The organism is Bacillus sp. 7_6_55CFAA_CT2 (genome assembly GCF_000238655.1).
Classification (GTDB): Bacteria; Bacillota; Bacilli; order Bacillales; family Bacillaceae_G; genus Bacillus_A; species Bacillus_A cereus.
Genome location: NZ_JH414709.1, coordinates 1,175,688 through 1,191,097 on the forward strand (window position 1 = coordinate 1,175,688; position 15,410 = coordinate 1,191,097).

Below are 15,410 nucleotides of genomic sequence, written 5' to 3' on the forward strand. Positions count from 1 at the left end.
TTACAAATGAGAATTCAGATGTATATTAATTATTTTCTTATCAAAATCCAATGAGGTTATTTAATTTAAAAATATAAAGCCAACATATCCCTGTTCTATAATTAGAACAGGGATATGTTGAATTAGTTTAATGTTTAACATTAAATACTTTATTTCGCTACAAAATGTAATAAGTAGCCTTTCAAAACAAACTATAGTAAACTATTTTACTTGTACCGTATAATTCCCTGTTCCACCACCATACTTATATACACTTAAGTAATATTTCCCTGGCTTTGCATTATAATTTCCAAGCAATTTGTTTCCATCACGTTTTGTTGCATAAGCTACATAATTATTTAAATCTGATTCAGAATATAATACCCAGTTCAATCCAATATTTTGTTCGTTCGTAACAGAAATTTGTAAATCTTTTTGATCCTTTACATCAATAACAAATTTATCCCCCTGATCTTGATCGCTCAAGGTTCCTCTTAACAAAATATTCAAAGATAGTGGGTTTGCTGTTTCAAATGAATTATTTGGTTCTTTTTCTACAGCCGTACCTTCTTCCGTATTCACTCCGCTAAACACAACATCATATTCAAATTGCCCAGCATTATTTACACGGTAATTTACAAAATAAGCAGTCAATGTTTTATATCCAGTCCACTCTTTTCCTGAAAGACGTTTCAACATATCATTCATTGCTTCATTCATCACTTTCCAGTCCTCAACTTCTCCTTTAGCCGCACTTCCTGTATATGTCCCCTGTAGTGTAAATGTATTAAAGAATTGTGATTTATTCTTTGTTACTTTCACATCTTTTAATTTCGCTTCATTCGTAATATCTGAAGTAACGTCCGAAAGCGATTTTGGATCATGCTGAGTTAAATACTCATCTGATACTTGTGGAATTGTATACTTATCACGATTATCAATAAGCATTTGCATATAAGATTGATATTCTTCATTTAACTTATTATCTTTGCTTAATGTAGCACGGTATTCATCGTAACTTGAAACATCATTTGCGCGAATTAAATCATGTACTTTATCGAACATTTCTGGGCGCTTATTATACATATATGATTGCAGTGCAAACGAATAATTATAAAAATCCCACGTTCCATATTTCGCATTTAATGTTTGTGATGCTGTATAACGTTTTGCAGGATCATTAGATAACCCACCAATTATACTTTTTCGTGGTACTACACTATCTAATCGCGTTGCACCTGCAAAGAACTCTGCATTCCCTTCTTCAAACCATGTTAAACGTTCATTTTGATACATTTCCCCTTGGCCCCATAATCCCTGAACTTCGTACCTTCCCTGTAAGTAGTGCGTAAATTCATGGCGGAACAATTCTTCCAGACTATAAATACTTTGCTCTGGTGTACGTTCATATGTAAAGAAAGTCCCTGTCCCTTCAATATAAATCCCACCATTATTCGTTTCATATCCGTACAGTTGACGATTAAATTGATACTCATCTGGGCTATTATAAATAACCATCGTTAACACATCATCAGCATGTCCACTTTCAAGTGGTTTATCGCTACCAACTGTACGATAAAATTGAGAACGCACCTCTTTTGCCGCCCAGTATAGACGTTTAATTTTCTCTTCGCTAACTTTATCCCCAGCTTTAAAGACAATTGCACCATCATCAAACGTATACGTTTTCGGTAAATATTTCTTTTTCCCCTCTTCTCGAATTTGATCTAAATTTACAGTTTTTCCATTCGCATCTATTCCTCCATAATTTGTAGTAATTTGTTCTGCCGCAACAAAGTATTGCTCTCCTAAATATGGATAAATTCGCATTGCATCTGTAACAACTTGTTGTCCTTTTGTGGGCGTGCTATGAAGCTTGCCCAATCGGCCAGCATAGTAAATTCCATTATTAATTAACCATCCGTTTTTATTTGTTACTGTACCAAGTAGTGCAAAACGATTTATTTCATTAATAAAGTTATCAATATTTCGAAACCACATCGTATCTTTTGGCTCTTTTCCAGTCGTGTACATATCCGTCTGAATATCAAAGTCAATTCCCTTCATCAACTCATATATAGCGTCTCCTTTTGTTCGGTCTTCAATGAAAGTTGCAAGATTATCGTTATATTGTTTAAAAATTTCACCTGCATATAAAACCGTTTCAACATCTGCTGATGCATTTCCAATTAATTTTCCATATGATGCAATTACTTTATTTTGTTCTGATGTACCAAGTTTGAAATTTGGATTTTTTGCAATTGTTTTTAAAGCTGGTAAACATTTATCATGGTAGCTACGCTCATTTAGTTTGCTTAATTCATCATGGTAAAAACCTAAATAAAACGCTGCACGTAGAGCTTCTACTAATGTTTCAATCCCTTTTGAATCATCTTGCGTATAAGCTTGTCCTTGTTCTGCTAGTTTATTAATAATCGCTTGCATTCGGCTATCATCTTGATAGAATTTAAGACTATCACTATTAAACTGAAATAATTCCGGAATTTGATACCATTTAATTGTCACAAGAAGGTCAGTTAATTGTTTATTATTTAATTGATTTAACTCAGCCATCGAATACTTTTTTTCTTCAGCTAACGGCTTAATATTATCGGTTGGTGCTAGTGGACGCTGCGATAAATCCGCTAATTTTAACCGTTTTGTAAAAGATTCATTTTCTTGTACTTTTGAAGGGTGCGCCAATTCATCAACAGATTTCTGTATTCCTACCGGCTCCATTTGTAATACGTTCTTCACATTTTTCTCTTTTGTCTCTGCTTGAATTTGCAAACCATTACATGTTATTGTCACTAGTCCAACACCAAGAATCCACTTAGAAATTTTCGAATATTTAACCATACCATTGCCCCCTAATGATTTAAATGAAAATTCAGAATTTTAAAATCAAAAAAACCCACTTATTTGTATGTATTTACAGTTCCCCTATAAATACAACTATGATTAATAATGCAATAGTAGCTTGTTTTATACTATTACGAGTACAGATTCCTTACATACAATCTCCCTTCCTTACATGTAATACAAGCAAAAACCGTGCCAATCATATTTCTTATGAATAGCCAACATTCTTTTATAAATACTGTAGAATAAAATATACATAGGTGTTTCGGCAATGTATAAATCATTTGACACAAAATCTAATGTTTATGAAGAACAAATTCATTGAATGTTATAAATTCATTAGGCAGTAAATAATCCCCAATTATTAAATCTCTCAAAAAAAGGTAAACAAACATATTCCATAAAGCTAATATGTTCGTTTACCTTTTTCTATTTCAAATCAACAGCAAAATATCGTTGAATAAAAACAGCATGAATAAGTATTTTGTTATTCATTTCTCTTTTTCATATAATCTTTTTCACATTGCAACGGCTTAAATTTCACTTTTTTCCCTTTCTTCTTTTTCGTTTTTATAACGAGCCATTCCCCTTTTTCAACGTCTAGTTTTAGGCGTTTCATTACATTGATATTATCTTTTTCTTTATAAAGTAAAAATGCTTCTTGCGCCCTCACAAATAGGCTGGGCTGTTCGCTAAATCCACCACTGTCATAAATTTTAGTTAGCGAAGTATAATAAGAATCATTTTCCTTTCCACCATACATCAAATGAGCAGCCTCCAGATCTCTTTTACTTACTTCCCAAAAACTATGTTCATCAATATTTAAATTAAATGTGGATTTAATGTCCTGTATTATATTCTTCACATACTTTTCATCTCTAACTTTTCTTTCTTCGAGACAATCCGAAGATAACTCTGGTGCATCTGATTGGGAATGTACAACGTGTTGTATCGATACACACAGAATAAATACGCTTAAAATGTAAAATATTTTTTTCATATTTACATATCACCTCAAATGATTTAGATACTATATCATTTGAGGCTTACAATATTCTTATGCTAATAATAAGAAAGATCCTATAAAATAAAATTTTTATAGGATCTTTCTTTTTAATATTGCTTTATCAAATTCACGGGCGGGGCAACTACCTTACTACTTTTCACATCATATAATCCTATAGGTGTTACTCGTATAAAAGGCAAGTGCGTCGCAGAAAAGAATAAAATTGTAAATGCTGGATCATCATACGCGTAGCCACGCTCTTGTAGTAATTTCACCATCTGTTTCTCTTCCTGTATTAATTCTCTCATTTTTAAATTAGACATAATCCCGAGCAATGGTAATGCTATTTCGTGTAACACTTCATTGTTTTCTACTATGACCATTCCACCACCGAGCTCTTTTACTCTACGAAAAGCTGTAAGCATATCTTCTTTTCTTTTTCCGATAAGAATGATGTCACCTGTACCAGAATAAGAGCTAGCAAGCCCACCTAGTTCTTTTGCAAAACCTTTGACAGCTATATTCACTTGCCAACTGCCATCACGAGCAATCATCATAAGGAAACATTCATCATGATCTGTGGACAATTCATCACAGTCTATATTGATTTCACTAGTGTATGGTTTTGTAATAACGTTATTTAATAAGTGTATCCCCTTTTTATTAGAGAAAATCATATCCTCTTTTTCTATTGACCAATCTAATGATAATGGAGTTACTTTATGTTTACTCCAGTCTATATGTAATGCCTCATGTGTATTTACACCGTCACGCTTCACCCATTTCCCCTTTGCAAGGACACTAATTGGTACTGGGTTTTCTTTACTTTCTAAAATATTGATATTAGCAATTCTACCTGTCGCAATCGAACCATGTACATGTTCCATATTATAATAACGAGCAATATTATAACTTGCCATATCGTATGCATCTATTACTGGCACTCCTTGTTTTATCGCGGTAGAAATCATAACGTTTGTCATTCCATTCTCATAAAACGAAGGATGTGAGCCGTCTGTTGTAAAAAAGAATCTATCAAACTGCTTTACGCCTAGTTCCAACAATTCTTTCAGTAAAACTTCTAAATCTGGGCGGATTGAAGAATTTCTTAGGGAAACAGTGTAACCTTGCATAAGACGAGTGAAAGCTTCCTGCCCTGTCATCGCTTCATGATCACAATCTGTACCTAACAGTTTTAACTTCGCTAAAGTCGTTTCAGATGCACCTGGAAAATGTCCTTCTACTTTCTTCTGCAATCGCTTCGTTTCCTGCATCCAAGTTAACATTTCATCATCGCCATGTAATAGTTTTGGCCACGCTGTTAGTTCGCCGCCTTGAAGAACTGCTTTATGCTTAAGCCATTCTATTATTTCTTCACGATTAAATAAAGTTTCCCCGTTTTGCAATTCAGTTTGTCCATCAAAACGACACCACCAATACATACTTGCTGGAATCTTTTCAAATTCATCTAATAAACGAAATGCTTCTTCACGTTGTAATGTGAAAAATAAAGTTAAATTATCATTAATAAAAGTTGTTGTCCCAAACTGCATCGCATGATTCGCTAAAGTTTCAGGATTATATAATTGATATGGATGTGCATGAGGTTCTATGTAACTTGGAACTACATACTTTCCATCACAATCAATGACTTCACATTCATGCAGTTGCACTGGCAGCTTTTCCCCTACATAAACAATCCGGTCATCATAGATCCAAATATTTGCTTGCATCCACTCGCGCATATAGGAATTTAAATAAGTTGCGTTCTTACATAAAATGTGCGGACTTCTTTTACCATCTATTACTTCAACATGCTCTCGTAATTGTTTATTACTCCATTTATAATGATTTTCCCCCATTGTATTCAACTCCAAATCAACTCATAATTATTTTGATTAAAACGAGAAATACTTAACTAACTAAAGTATTTTCCATTCATAACTCCCCAATTGGCACCCCTATATCCTTCATTATATTTAATAATTTTAAAAATAACAATTTTCAGAACTACATACATACCTTTTTTATCCAAAATAAAAAGAATGTCATGTAACTGACATCCTTTTTATTTTTATCGTAAGCATTAAGATTGATTTTCACTTTGAAATACACTTGATTCCATATCATAAATGCAACTACTGTCCATAGTTGCGAACTTAAAAAAGCACCTCTTTTAAATATAACTATAACAAAATTCCATTCACTTTCTTTTCATCTATTTATTAAATTCAATTTGCATCATTTTATTAAACTGCGGAACAATATCGACCCCACCTATAGAGTTGAGACTGATAGCCAATGTATGTTTGCCTCCAATTACTCCCCCAGCAAAAGTTGTAAATCCAGGAATTCCTCCTCCATGCCCCCAAACTGAAACACCGTTTGGAAGTTTAGTCTCATAGATTCCAAGACCGTATGCGTCACCAACCCCTTTTCCTTCTATAGGAACTGTAGTAAGCATTTCTTTTAGCTCGCGTTCCTTCAGTAACTTACCACCGAGTAAAGATGAAAAGAACTTATTTAAATCATCCGCATTAGAAATCATATCTCCAGCTGCATTAGCTAAACTTGGATTATAATACGTAATATCTTTCAACTCGCCTGTTCCTTCCATTTTCACATATCCACGAGCATGATTCTTTCCTGGGATGACGGGTGAATTTCCTGGTAAAAACGTATTTGATAGGTCCAAAGGTTCAATAATTCGCTTTTCGATTTCTTCCGCATAACTATTTCCAGTTATTTTTTCAATAAGCATTCCTAGTATTACGTATCCTGTGTTTGAATACAACCAGTCTTTTCCCGGCGAAAAATCTGGAGGCAGCGAAAGACCTATTTTCACTATTTCTTCTGCTGTATACGTTTTTTTCGAATTCATTATGTCCGCGTCTTTTGACTTTAAGTATTCAGCGATACCACTCGTATGATTCAAAAGTTGTCGTATCGTAATTTGATTACCATCATACCCATTTCCTTGCACGAGACCTGGTAGCCACTTTTCAATTGGATCGTCAAGTTGTAAGCGATTTTCTCCTACTAATTGAAGCACAGTCGTCGCAGTAAACGTCTTCGTCACACTACCAATTCGAAAGCGATAATCCGAATTCACCGGTTTCTTTGTACTTAAGTCCGCCACGCCAGCAGTAAAACTACTAGTTTTTCCGTTGTTAGACGCCTTAGCTAATATTCCTACAGCACCAAGCTGTACTGTTTCTTGCATTACTTGTTTCCAGCCATTACGATTCTTTTGATCATGTACTTGTGACGAACTAGAAATATTTTGAGTTGACTCTGCAGTCACAGTAAAACCAGGTGTAAATAGAGCAGTACCCGCTAATAAAACTGCAAAACTTGCTAACTTAATTGAATTACATTTTTTCATAAGGCTTTCTCTCCTCCATTAATATCGGATTGATTCAAGCTATACTTTCATCCTATATGATAAATCTCTCTTTTTTCTTATCCATTCCTTACGAAATACTTACGTTTAAATTTAAATACGGTAAACTGAGGAAGAGTTATGCATGCAAATAAAAAGAGAACATGTTTTCATTTTTTATGTAAACATGTTCTCTTAAACATTTAAAATTCTATATCAACTTTTCATCCTATTCTTTACACAACTAATTTATATTCCTTTTTACCAGCCCGCACTAGCATTCATACCATTTCCAATAATAGAAAGTAATAGCGGCCATAATACTGGTCCTAGTGTAAGAAATACATTTAGAAGTATGAGCATTCTATATCCAACGGTGAAATTGTGATTTTTACGATTAACAAATACTAAACTGATTAATGATATTATAGTTGTTAAAAATAATACTAACATTAGCAACCAATACCACACCATTAAACTAAGACTCCATGGTGTTAATAGCTCATGTATGATACAAAATGAGATTCCTAATACAGAAAAACTAAAACTAGTCACCGCTGTTTTTATAAGCCATTTATTTATTTTTTTATCGTATGTATTTTTACAATATAAATACTATTAAAGTATATAAAGATAAATATGCCATTAATACACCTATCCAAGACAATAACCAGTCTCCGTCCCCTTTGAATAATACGTACAGTAACCAACACATACCTACTGCTGAAAAAACAAAGGAAATAAGTATGCTTTTTAATACCGATTTCATTACATTTTCACACCCTTAAAAAATCAAAAATTAATTATAATTTATAAAAATTAAGTATAGGTTAACATGTAATGAAGTATAAGTAAATAAAGTTAATTTTGTTTATCTATTTAAATACGGTTTCATATAAGAAAATAATTCATGTTAATCAAATTTCCATATAAAAAAGAAAAGGTGAATATTTATGTATCCACCTTCCCATCTCCCTCTACCCACTTCATTATTTCTTCCACATCTAAATCCGTATACGTCTTTTCACCATAACGAACAGACTCATATAACGAGATAATATCCCTTGTTCTACAAATTCTTTTTAACCATTGTTGCATCGTTTCATAGGATCTTCTCTGTTCATGAAATGGTAATGTTCTTTCCCATTCAACTAACGTTTTTCTTATCTTATCTGTCGGTAACGGCTGTTCTAACTGATGAATGACTTTTTCATTCTTTATGCTTCTTACCGCAGTGTGCTTTGTAACCAATTCTTTCTCCTGTACTATTTCTGTTTTCGTCAATTTTTTCCTAATATACTTGTAGATGGCATATATAATTGATATTGCAATTATCACATAAAAAGCTATAGTAATCCATATATTTGAAAGAACAGAAAGCACGTCACTCCATAGACTTTCTCTTTCGAAAGGTTGAAATTTTTTACCCGTTTTCGTTCTTATACCTGTATCTTCTACTTCTTCATATTCATCTTCATCTATTTTGGAATCATCGAAATTTTCACCTATACTAGTAAAATCATAATTTCTTTCCGATATTGTCTTAGTCTTACTGAAAAAACGCTCTTTTACTATGTCTTGTACATACACAACACCTTGTGATAACGTTATCGCACTAATCGCAAAGAAAAGTATGATTAAAGTTCTTACACTCCATAACTTCACTTTCATATGCCGCTTCTTATTCACCATGACATAAGCCCCTTCTTATTCTTTCATTACTTTCGTTTCATCATATAAGGGTGAAGACATCGCTTTTCGAAATCCTCGTGACCATTCTTATAATTCAGGAACTTGTATTTTCGGAACAGCTGGTAAGACTAAATAAGAGGGCGTATCAACTTGTTTATATGTTATATGGTTCGTTATAAATCCAAAGAGATCAGTAATAACAATTTCAACTTCTTCCCATTTCGCGATGCCTCTTTTTAACGCTACAGCTTGCAAATCAAATGAAACTGACTCCCTTCCTTTTAAATTAAAATTCATATAATAATTTGAACCTGTACTATGATTTTTGTTTATTTCATCATGATTCCAAGTTAGCTTATTTTCACATTTAAATCGAAATACGATATTAAGAATAGGAAATATCGACTTGTTTGAAATTTTCATTTTGCACATATTCGTTTCACCTATAAAAACGTTCGAATTCCCTTGACTGTATTCCCATTCAACACGAGATACTTTACGTATATATACATGCATAGCACCTATTAAAATTACATATAAAAATACGAGAGATAAAAACAGTAGATTACTTGAAAATACACTTAAAATAACTGCTACAACTGACATAACCCCCATTACGAAAGGCTCCGCTAAAGATGTATACGCAAGCTGTTGATTCATCGTACATTCTCCACTGGCACACTAATCGTATGAAGAATTTCTTTCATAATTTGTTCTTTCGTCGTTTTCATCTCTCCCTCAATCGTTAACGTTAAACGATGAGCACAAACTGATGCAGCGAGCGTCTTAATATCATCTGGCGTACAGTAATCTCTTTCATTTAATATTGCCCGTGCTTGAATTGCTCTCATAAATGCCAACGTTCCCCGAGGGCTTACACCAATTTCAATTAACTCATGGTTACGAGTTGCTTCAATAATTTCAAGGAGATAATCTTGCACATCATTCCCTACTAACACTTCTCTTGCACGCTTTTGCATCGTAATAATTTCTTCACTTGAAATAATAGAATGTAACGTTTCTAATGGATCATTCATTTGAAACCGATTCATCATTTCCTTTTCAGCTTCTCTCGTAGGATAACCTTGGCGTATTGTGAGTAAAAACCGGTCTAACTGAGCATCTGGTAACGGAAATGTGCCCGCTGATTCGAGTGGATTTTGCGTTGCTATAACTAAAAAAGGTTCTGGTAATGAATGTGTCTGTTTCGCAATTGTAACAGTACGCTCTTCCATAACCTCAAGTAACGAAGATTGTGTTCTCGGTACAGCTCGATTAATTTCATCCACTAATACGATATTTGCAAAAATCGGTCCTAACCTTGTTTTAAAATCCGATTCCTTTACATGAAAATATTCAAGACCAATAACATCTCCAGGCAAAGTATCCGCTGTAAATTGTATTCTTTGAAATTTAGCGTCCACACTTTTAGCCAAACTTTTCGCTAATGTTGTTTTTCCTGTCCCAGGTACATCTTCTAATAAAATATGTCCCCCTGCTATTAGAGCAATGGCTGCTAGTTCTATCGATTCGTCTTTTCCTATAATAACCTTCGAAATATTATTAGTAATTTTCTTTAATGTACTCATATAGTAATCTACCACCTTTTAATTATCTAAAAATTAAGAATATATTTTTTCCAAATTATAACATGTAATTCGAAGATGAAATAGAGTGAAAATAAATCTTTTATTTTTTCTTCATTGCACGCAAAAAAGCACCTATTGTCGTATATTGACAATGAGGTGCTTAACTCAATCCAACAGCCTTCTTTCCCTCTAATTTTTAGTAACAATATATCCTTTTTTCTCCCACGCATGCATTGTTTTCAATTAACTAGTAAAATGCATTCTAATATTAGATATAATAAAAACCATTTCGATTTGTTCGTTATAGAACTTCCTCTACATCAACACTCTCGATCTTCACTTCATACATATTTGGGATATTTACTCCTTTTGGTACCCATGCATAATAATTTTGATCATTTTCTAATATAAATTGAACTAACTTTGTTTCTGAAACATTCCAGAAATTTTTAAGATTATCAATGTAGTCTTCTAAATCTTCTTTATAGTCCAGTTGTAATATATAATCTCTTACCGTCAGGGCAAACACAATTAAACTTCCTAATAGATTTTTTTGCTCATTTTCTTCTTCATACTCTTGTGGTAAAAACCATACTTGACCTATTCCTATCGTTTTTTTATATTTTTCATAAAAACTACTATCATCCATATTCTCATAGTCATGTATTAATTCATTGACCAATGAATGCCATCTTGGCGGAATAATATTTTCCAATGTAGGATTATGTTCAATTCCTTCTACTATATCCTCGATTTCTTCTGTCTCATCTTCATAGTGATATTCACTTAGGTCTATATGCTTAAATTTCATTTCATTTTTATAATGTGCCAAATCATATGGATAATGGTTATTACCTTTTAAACTTGTATCATCAAGTTCGAGTATCTTTACTATTGCAGCTGTCTCAAAGCTCCAATACCCTACATATCCAGGTTCTTTATGCGCATTTTTCCATTCATAATCATAATGGCCTTTAAACCATTCTTTCTCCATGTACGTTTGTAATCTTTTAGATGCTTCTTTTTTATCTGTTTGTGCAAGTTCTATAATCTCTCTCGTTTTTGCATATGGATTTTCTTTATAATATCTGTTCGTCATTTTTGTGTATCCGATATCACTAGCGCATAAGAGGAAATCGATTACTGCATCGTTCATATTTTCTTTCTCAACTAGCTTAGCTAAACTTACAAGATTCTTTTTCTCCGTCTCTAATAAAATTCCTAGAGATATCATCCAAATTAGATTTAAATATCCAACTTCTCTTTCCCCTATATGCCCCAAATCAATAAGAGCGTTGTCAAAATCTCCTTCTATTGTATGGATAGCTTCTCCTAGGGAATATTTTGCAATAATATCCTCTAACTCATAATTAAAGCTTGATAAGTAGGTTCCTTCTATAATACTATTATTATCCTTAGAATATCTTTGAATTCCCTTTTTCTCATCTTCTTCTAAACTTTTAATATCCTCTTTATTTTCTTGAATAAACTCTTTATTATATTCAATTCCTTCTCTACATTTTTCTTCTATAATTAAATAATCTCTCATTCTATTTGATTCCTCCTAGCTTCTAAATTATGGCCATTCTCCAATAATATTTCCCTTTGCATCTAATCTATATGTTTTTACTTTTCCGGTACTATCGACTTGTGATAGTACTCTTTCTACTTGATTTCTTTCCAGCGCTCTTTTAATCTTATCTGCCAATTTCTTATCTCCATCAACAGCTTTAAATATTCTACTTTTTTTGGTCTTCGCACCATTCAACCAATCATTTGACATTTGTCGTCCATCTTTAGTTTTCCCCAATTGTGAACTACCAAACTTAGCTTCATCTATAACATATTTGATCTTTGACTCTGCATTTGCATTTTCGTATAATCCATCAATTCCTTTTACTATTTTATCATTTATGCCTGATGGTGCACTTTTTCCGACTGGCTTTAAATCAAATCCAGCTTCTTTTAAACTTTGATTATTCAATAAATTGTCACTAGATTTTATTTCACCATAATTACCTTTTTGCTTATTTGTAGCTGTTTTTGCATCAAAATTATCTACAGTTGTATTTTTGTTACTGCTAGGTTTACCGTTAGCCGCACCTCCACCAGAAGACTGGATTTTTTGAATAGTATCCTTAGTATTTTGAATCGATTTATTCCAAACAAATCCACCATGTACAAAAAGACTTACCCCAGTAGCTGTTGCTGCTATATCTAATGGAATAACAATTGGTGATGCTAACCCACCAGTTCCTACTTCTGCCACGATAGTTAAGAAATTAGATCCGCCTATGAGCGAAATACCTTCAAATATTTCTACAATGGACCCGGCTATTTAATAATTTTGCCCTGTTTTTTTAATGTTTTTTGACATTGAAAAACATACTATATAGCATCAATTGAAGCCTATGTGCCTGTGAAATGTGAGGTACGAAAGTGCATTCGCTCAAATAATAATTTTCAATTGAAATCAACAAAAGAGACCTCAAATGTGAAGTCTCTTTTGTTGAGTCTTTTTCATCTATAACTTCCTCTTTACTTATTTAATATCAGACAATCTTCCTTATTGAAATATAATAAAATCCTAATAAAAACGCGTTCTTCAAAAAGTTCTTTTTCTGCCCTACGAATCTAGTAAAATGGCTATAAGATATTACAAATTTAAGCTACGCTTAACTTGCACCAATAAATCCATTAATCCATTTCTTTCTGGATTTTTTTCCACTTCTTTTTTCACATGTTCTTCCAAATAATTATAAAAAGTTTCAAAGTCCAAATACACTTGTTGTTCAGACTCAACAGCTGGAGAATCTAATTCAACTAACACATGTTTATCATCTAAAGGTGTAGGTAGCTGTGACATATCAAATTCATCTAAATCAGACTGAAAATGAACGAATACTATTTCTTGTCCAAACCCCTCTTTTTTTACAAAAAAACTCAAAGCTCTTTCCAAGTACTTACCGTTTATAAAGTTAAAATATATTGACATCAATTCATCATTTTTCTCTTTATCTTCAATAAATTCAAAATTACTATTCATTTTATCCTCCTATAAATATTGTATCTTGATAATATCAGTCTAGAATTGGGAAAAAGTTAATTATCTCCCCAGCATCATTTAAATAACCTCTGAACTTCAATCCATTTATTAATTCCTAATTAGTTCTGCATCAATCTTACTTCTAGCTCACTAGATCCCTTACCAACATTACCCTTATAGCTACTTTAACACAAACTAAAAAATCCACAGTGTAAAAAGTTGAACACTGTGGATTTTTACATTTATTTTCCTTGATAATGCACCATATCATAAGGGTAGTATAAAGTATTTTTTAAACTTGAATCATCTAATTTTAAAATCTTTACGATTGCTCCGCTTTCGTAACTCCAATAACCATTGTAGATATCATTTTTATTTTCATGTGAATCATACCAGCCTGTATCACTATGCCCCTTATACCATTTTCCCTCTAAATATTCTTTCAATTCCTTTACTGATTCTTCTTTATTCTTTGCATTGACCACACGATAAATTGATTTATATGGGTCTGCAAAGATAAATTCTGTGGTATTCCCTTCCCAATTTTCATCTTTATAACTAAATAAAAAATCAATCAAATAATCATTCAATTTCTCTTTTTCTACCAACTTTTCTAATTCAATTATATAATCTTTTGAAACATCTAGCATTATCCCAATAGAAAGAACCCACAATAAATCTATATATCTATATTTGCCACTCCACCCCTTTTTCATCGCCTCAATTATTTCGGGGTAAAAATCTCTTAGTACTTCCATAGGTCTTCCCATTGAATATAAACAATTAAATTTATCAATACAAATTGATTCAATATATCCATAAGCTCTTTTAATACTACCTAAATTATTTGGTCTTTCATTTTTTACTTTCATTGCTAATTCTTTATACTTTTCTATTCTATTATTTTGTCTATTTAAATAATCCTCGAAATAATCTTCATTTTTTAAAATATCTCTCATTTCATTCTCCTTACTCAATTATTTTCTTCCCAGAAGAATCCAAAATGCTTTTAACCACATTACCATCCTTATCAACATTAATTAGTATATTTTGTACATTTTCAGGATTCAAAAACATTTCTTCTCCAACAGTTGATTCCAAACGTCTAGAACCATCTATCCATGTTTCGCTCATTTGCTTTCCATCTTTTTTATTTGAAAGTTGCGCAGTATTATACTTAGCCTCCGCTATTACATACTTAGGCGGCGGAGATGAATTTTCATATATACCATCTATTCCCTTAACAATTTTTTGATCTAATGTTAATACACGATCATCACTAATTCTAGTATATGTTTGACTTTCAAAAAAGTCATCCATCTTCATTTCACCATAATTCCCTTTACGCTTCGTTGTTTTTAAAGCTACTTCGCCACTTTCTACTGATTCTATTACCGTACGTTGTTGTGCTCTAGCTGCTTCTAATGTTTGGGCTACTTTTCCAGATTCCTTAGATATTTCACCAGTTTTACCCGTACCCTTACCACCATCTTTAGACTTCGCAAACTTATAATAACCTTCTATTAATTCGCCTTGAGGTATTTTGGTTACGTTAGTTCCACCAATACTAGAGAATGCATAGGAAGCCTCTCTCTTAAATGATTGTAACATTTCAAGCGTAGGCTTCAATTCTTTTGCTAATTTTACTACATTAGCAATTATACTTACTCCATTTGACGCTTTTGCTCCTTTTGCGATATGGCCTATTGAAGATTCAGTTAGACTCTTATATATCTATATAAACAAATAATAAAAAACAACATGTTGATGAAGTTGCTAAAAATCAATTAGATATTATGGAAGGTTATACAAAATCCCGAAATGTGGATATTCGAATAAAAAACTCCAGTCATG

General features: G+C 32.5%; 10 protein-coding genes and 3 pseudogenes. All 13 read right to left on the reverse strand.

The genetic code is table 11. The annotated features are described in order from the left end of the window. Positions 1 to 201: 201 nt before the first annotated feature. The 13 genes and pseudogenes from colA to HMPREF1014_RS15115 all read right to left on the reverse strand — a co-directional run bounded on the left by colA (position 202) and on the right by HMPREF1014_RS15115 (position 15,167). Positions 202 to 2,838: a collagenase ColA gene (gene colA, locus HMPREF1014_RS15050; protein WP_000241880.1), complete on the reverse strand. Its 2,637-nt coding sequence runs from the start codon at positions 2,836 to 2,838 to the stop codon at positions 202 to 204. Between the two features lie 490 nt (positions 2,839 to 3,328). Further along, on the reverse strand, positions 3,329 to 3,841 hold the full coding sequence (locus HMPREF1014_RS15055; protein ID WP_000719378.1) for a hypothetical protein: 513 nt from the start codon (positions 3,839 to 3,841) through the stop codon (positions 3,329 to 3,331). A 113-nt stretch (positions 3,842 to 3,954) separates the two neighbouring features. Continuing rightward, positions 3,955 to 5,709, reverse strand: a complete 1,755-nt coding sequence (locus HMPREF1014_RS15060) for an adenine deaminase (RefSeq protein WP_000504392.1) — start codon at positions 5,707 to 5,709, stop codon at positions 3,955 to 3,957. 356 nt (positions 5,710 to 6,065) lie between these two features. Further along, the gene (locus HMPREF1014_RS15065) at positions 6,066 to 7,232 is read right to left on the reverse strand and encodes a serine hydrolase domain-containing protein (protein WP_000710636.1); all 1,167 of its coding nucleotides are present in this window, start codon (positions 7,230 to 7,232) and stop codon (positions 6,066 to 6,068) included. Between the two features lie 258 nt (positions 7,233 to 7,490). Then, positions 7,491 to 7,998: pseudogene (locus tag HMPREF1014_RS15070) on the reverse strand (DUF3902 family protein). A 182-nt stretch (positions 7,999 to 8,180) separates the two neighbouring features. Beyond that, complete coding sequence (locus tag HMPREF1014_RS15075) at positions 8,181 to 8,921, reverse strand: hypothetical protein (protein ID WP_000247509.1); 741 nt, start codon at positions 8,919 to 8,921, stop codon at positions 8,181 to 8,183. Between the two features lie 24 nt (positions 8,922 to 8,945). Then, a pseudogene (locus HMPREF1014_RS15080) lies at positions 8,946 to 9,581 on the reverse strand (DUF58 domain-containing protein); the annotation flags it as partial. Continuing rightward, positions 9,578 to 10,510 carry an AAA family ATPase gene (locus HMPREF1014_RS15085; RefSeq protein ID WP_000105650.1) on the reverse strand — a complete coding sequence of 311 codons (933 nt, stop codon included), beginning with the start codon at positions 10,508 to 10,510 and terminating at the stop codon, positions 9,578 to 9,580. The pseudogene HMPREF1014_RS15080 and the gene HMPREF1014_RS15085, both read right to left, overlap by 4 nt. A 301-nt stretch (positions 10,511 to 10,811) precedes the next feature. Continuing rightward, positions 10,812 to 12,059 (reverse strand): PoNi-like cognate immunity protein, encoded by a 1,248-nt coding sequence (locus HMPREF1014_RS15090; RefSeq protein WP_001205865.1) that lies wholly within the window; start codon positions 12,057 to 12,059, stop codon positions 10,812 to 10,814. Positions 12,060 to 12,086: 27 nt separating this feature from the next. Further along, positions 12,087 to 12,848: pseudogene (locus HMPREF1014_RS31320) on the reverse strand (hypothetical protein); the annotation flags it as partial. 318 nt (positions 12,849 to 13,166) lie between these two features. Next, positions 13,167 to 13,556, reverse strand: coding sequence for a ribonuclease toxin immunity protein CdiI (gene cdiI / locus HMPREF1014_RS15105; RefSeq protein WP_001087574.1), 390 nt, complete (start codon positions 13,554 to 13,556; stop codon positions 13,167 to 13,169). Positions 13,557 to 13,798: 242 nt separating this feature from the next. After that, the gene (locus tag HMPREF1014_RS15110; RefSeq protein WP_001204729.1) at positions 13,799 to 14,515 is read right to left on the reverse strand and encodes a PoNe immunity protein domain-containing protein; all 717 of its coding nucleotides are present in this window, start codon (positions 14,513 to 14,515) and stop codon (positions 13,799 to 13,801) included. A gap of 10 nt (positions 14,516 to 14,525) precedes the next feature. Beyond that, positions 14,526 to 15,167 carry a hypothetical protein gene (locus HMPREF1014_RS15115; protein WP_000941898.1) on the reverse strand — a complete coding sequence of 214 codons (642 nt, stop codon included), beginning with the start codon at positions 15,165 to 15,167 and terminating at the stop codon, positions 14,526 to 14,528. Positions 15,168 to 15,410: the final 243 nt, after the last annotated feature.

Bases quoted from the DNA above. Each gene is read 5' to 3' on its own strand.
- HMPREF1014_RS15055 (WP_000719378.1), bottom strand. From the start codon at position 3,841: ATGAAAAAAATATTTTACATTTTAAGCGTATTTATTCTGTGTGTATCG.
- HMPREF1014_RS15060 (WP_000504392.1), bottom strand. From the start codon at position 5,709: ATGGGGGAAAATCATTATAAATGGAGTAATAAACAATTACGAGAGCAT.
- cdiI (WP_001087574.1), bottom strand. From the start codon at position 13,556: ATGAATAGTAATTTTGAATTTATTGAAGATAAAGAGAAAAATGATGAA.
- HMPREF1014_RS15075 (WP_000247509.1), bottom strand. From the start codon at position 8,921: ATGGTGAATAAGAAGCGGCATATGAAAGTGAAGTTATGGAGTGTAAGA.
- HMPREF1014_RS15110 (WP_001204729.1), bottom strand. From the start codon at position 14,515: ATGAGAGATATTTTAAAAAATGAAGATTATTTCGAGGATTATTTAAAT.
- HMPREF1014_RS15115 (WP_000941898.1), bottom strand. From the start codon at position 15,167: ATGTTACAATCATTTAAGAGAGAGGCTTCCTATGCATTCTCTAGTATT.
- HMPREF1014_RS15085 (WP_000105650.1), bottom strand. From the start codon at position 10,510: ATGAGTACATTAAAGAAAATTACTAATAATATTTCGAAGGTTATTATA.
- HMPREF1014_RS15090 (WP_001205865.1), bottom strand. From the start codon at position 12,059: ATGAGAGATTATTTAATTATAGAAGAAAAATGTAGAGAAGGAATTGAA.
- colA (WP_000241880.1), bottom strand. From the start codon at position 2,838: ATGGTTAAATATTCGAAAATTTCTAAGTGGATTCTTGGTGTTGGACTA.
- HMPREF1014_RS15065 (WP_000710636.1), bottom strand. From the start codon at position 7,232: ATGAAAAAATGTAATTCAATTAAGTTAGCAAGTTTTGCAGTTTTATTA.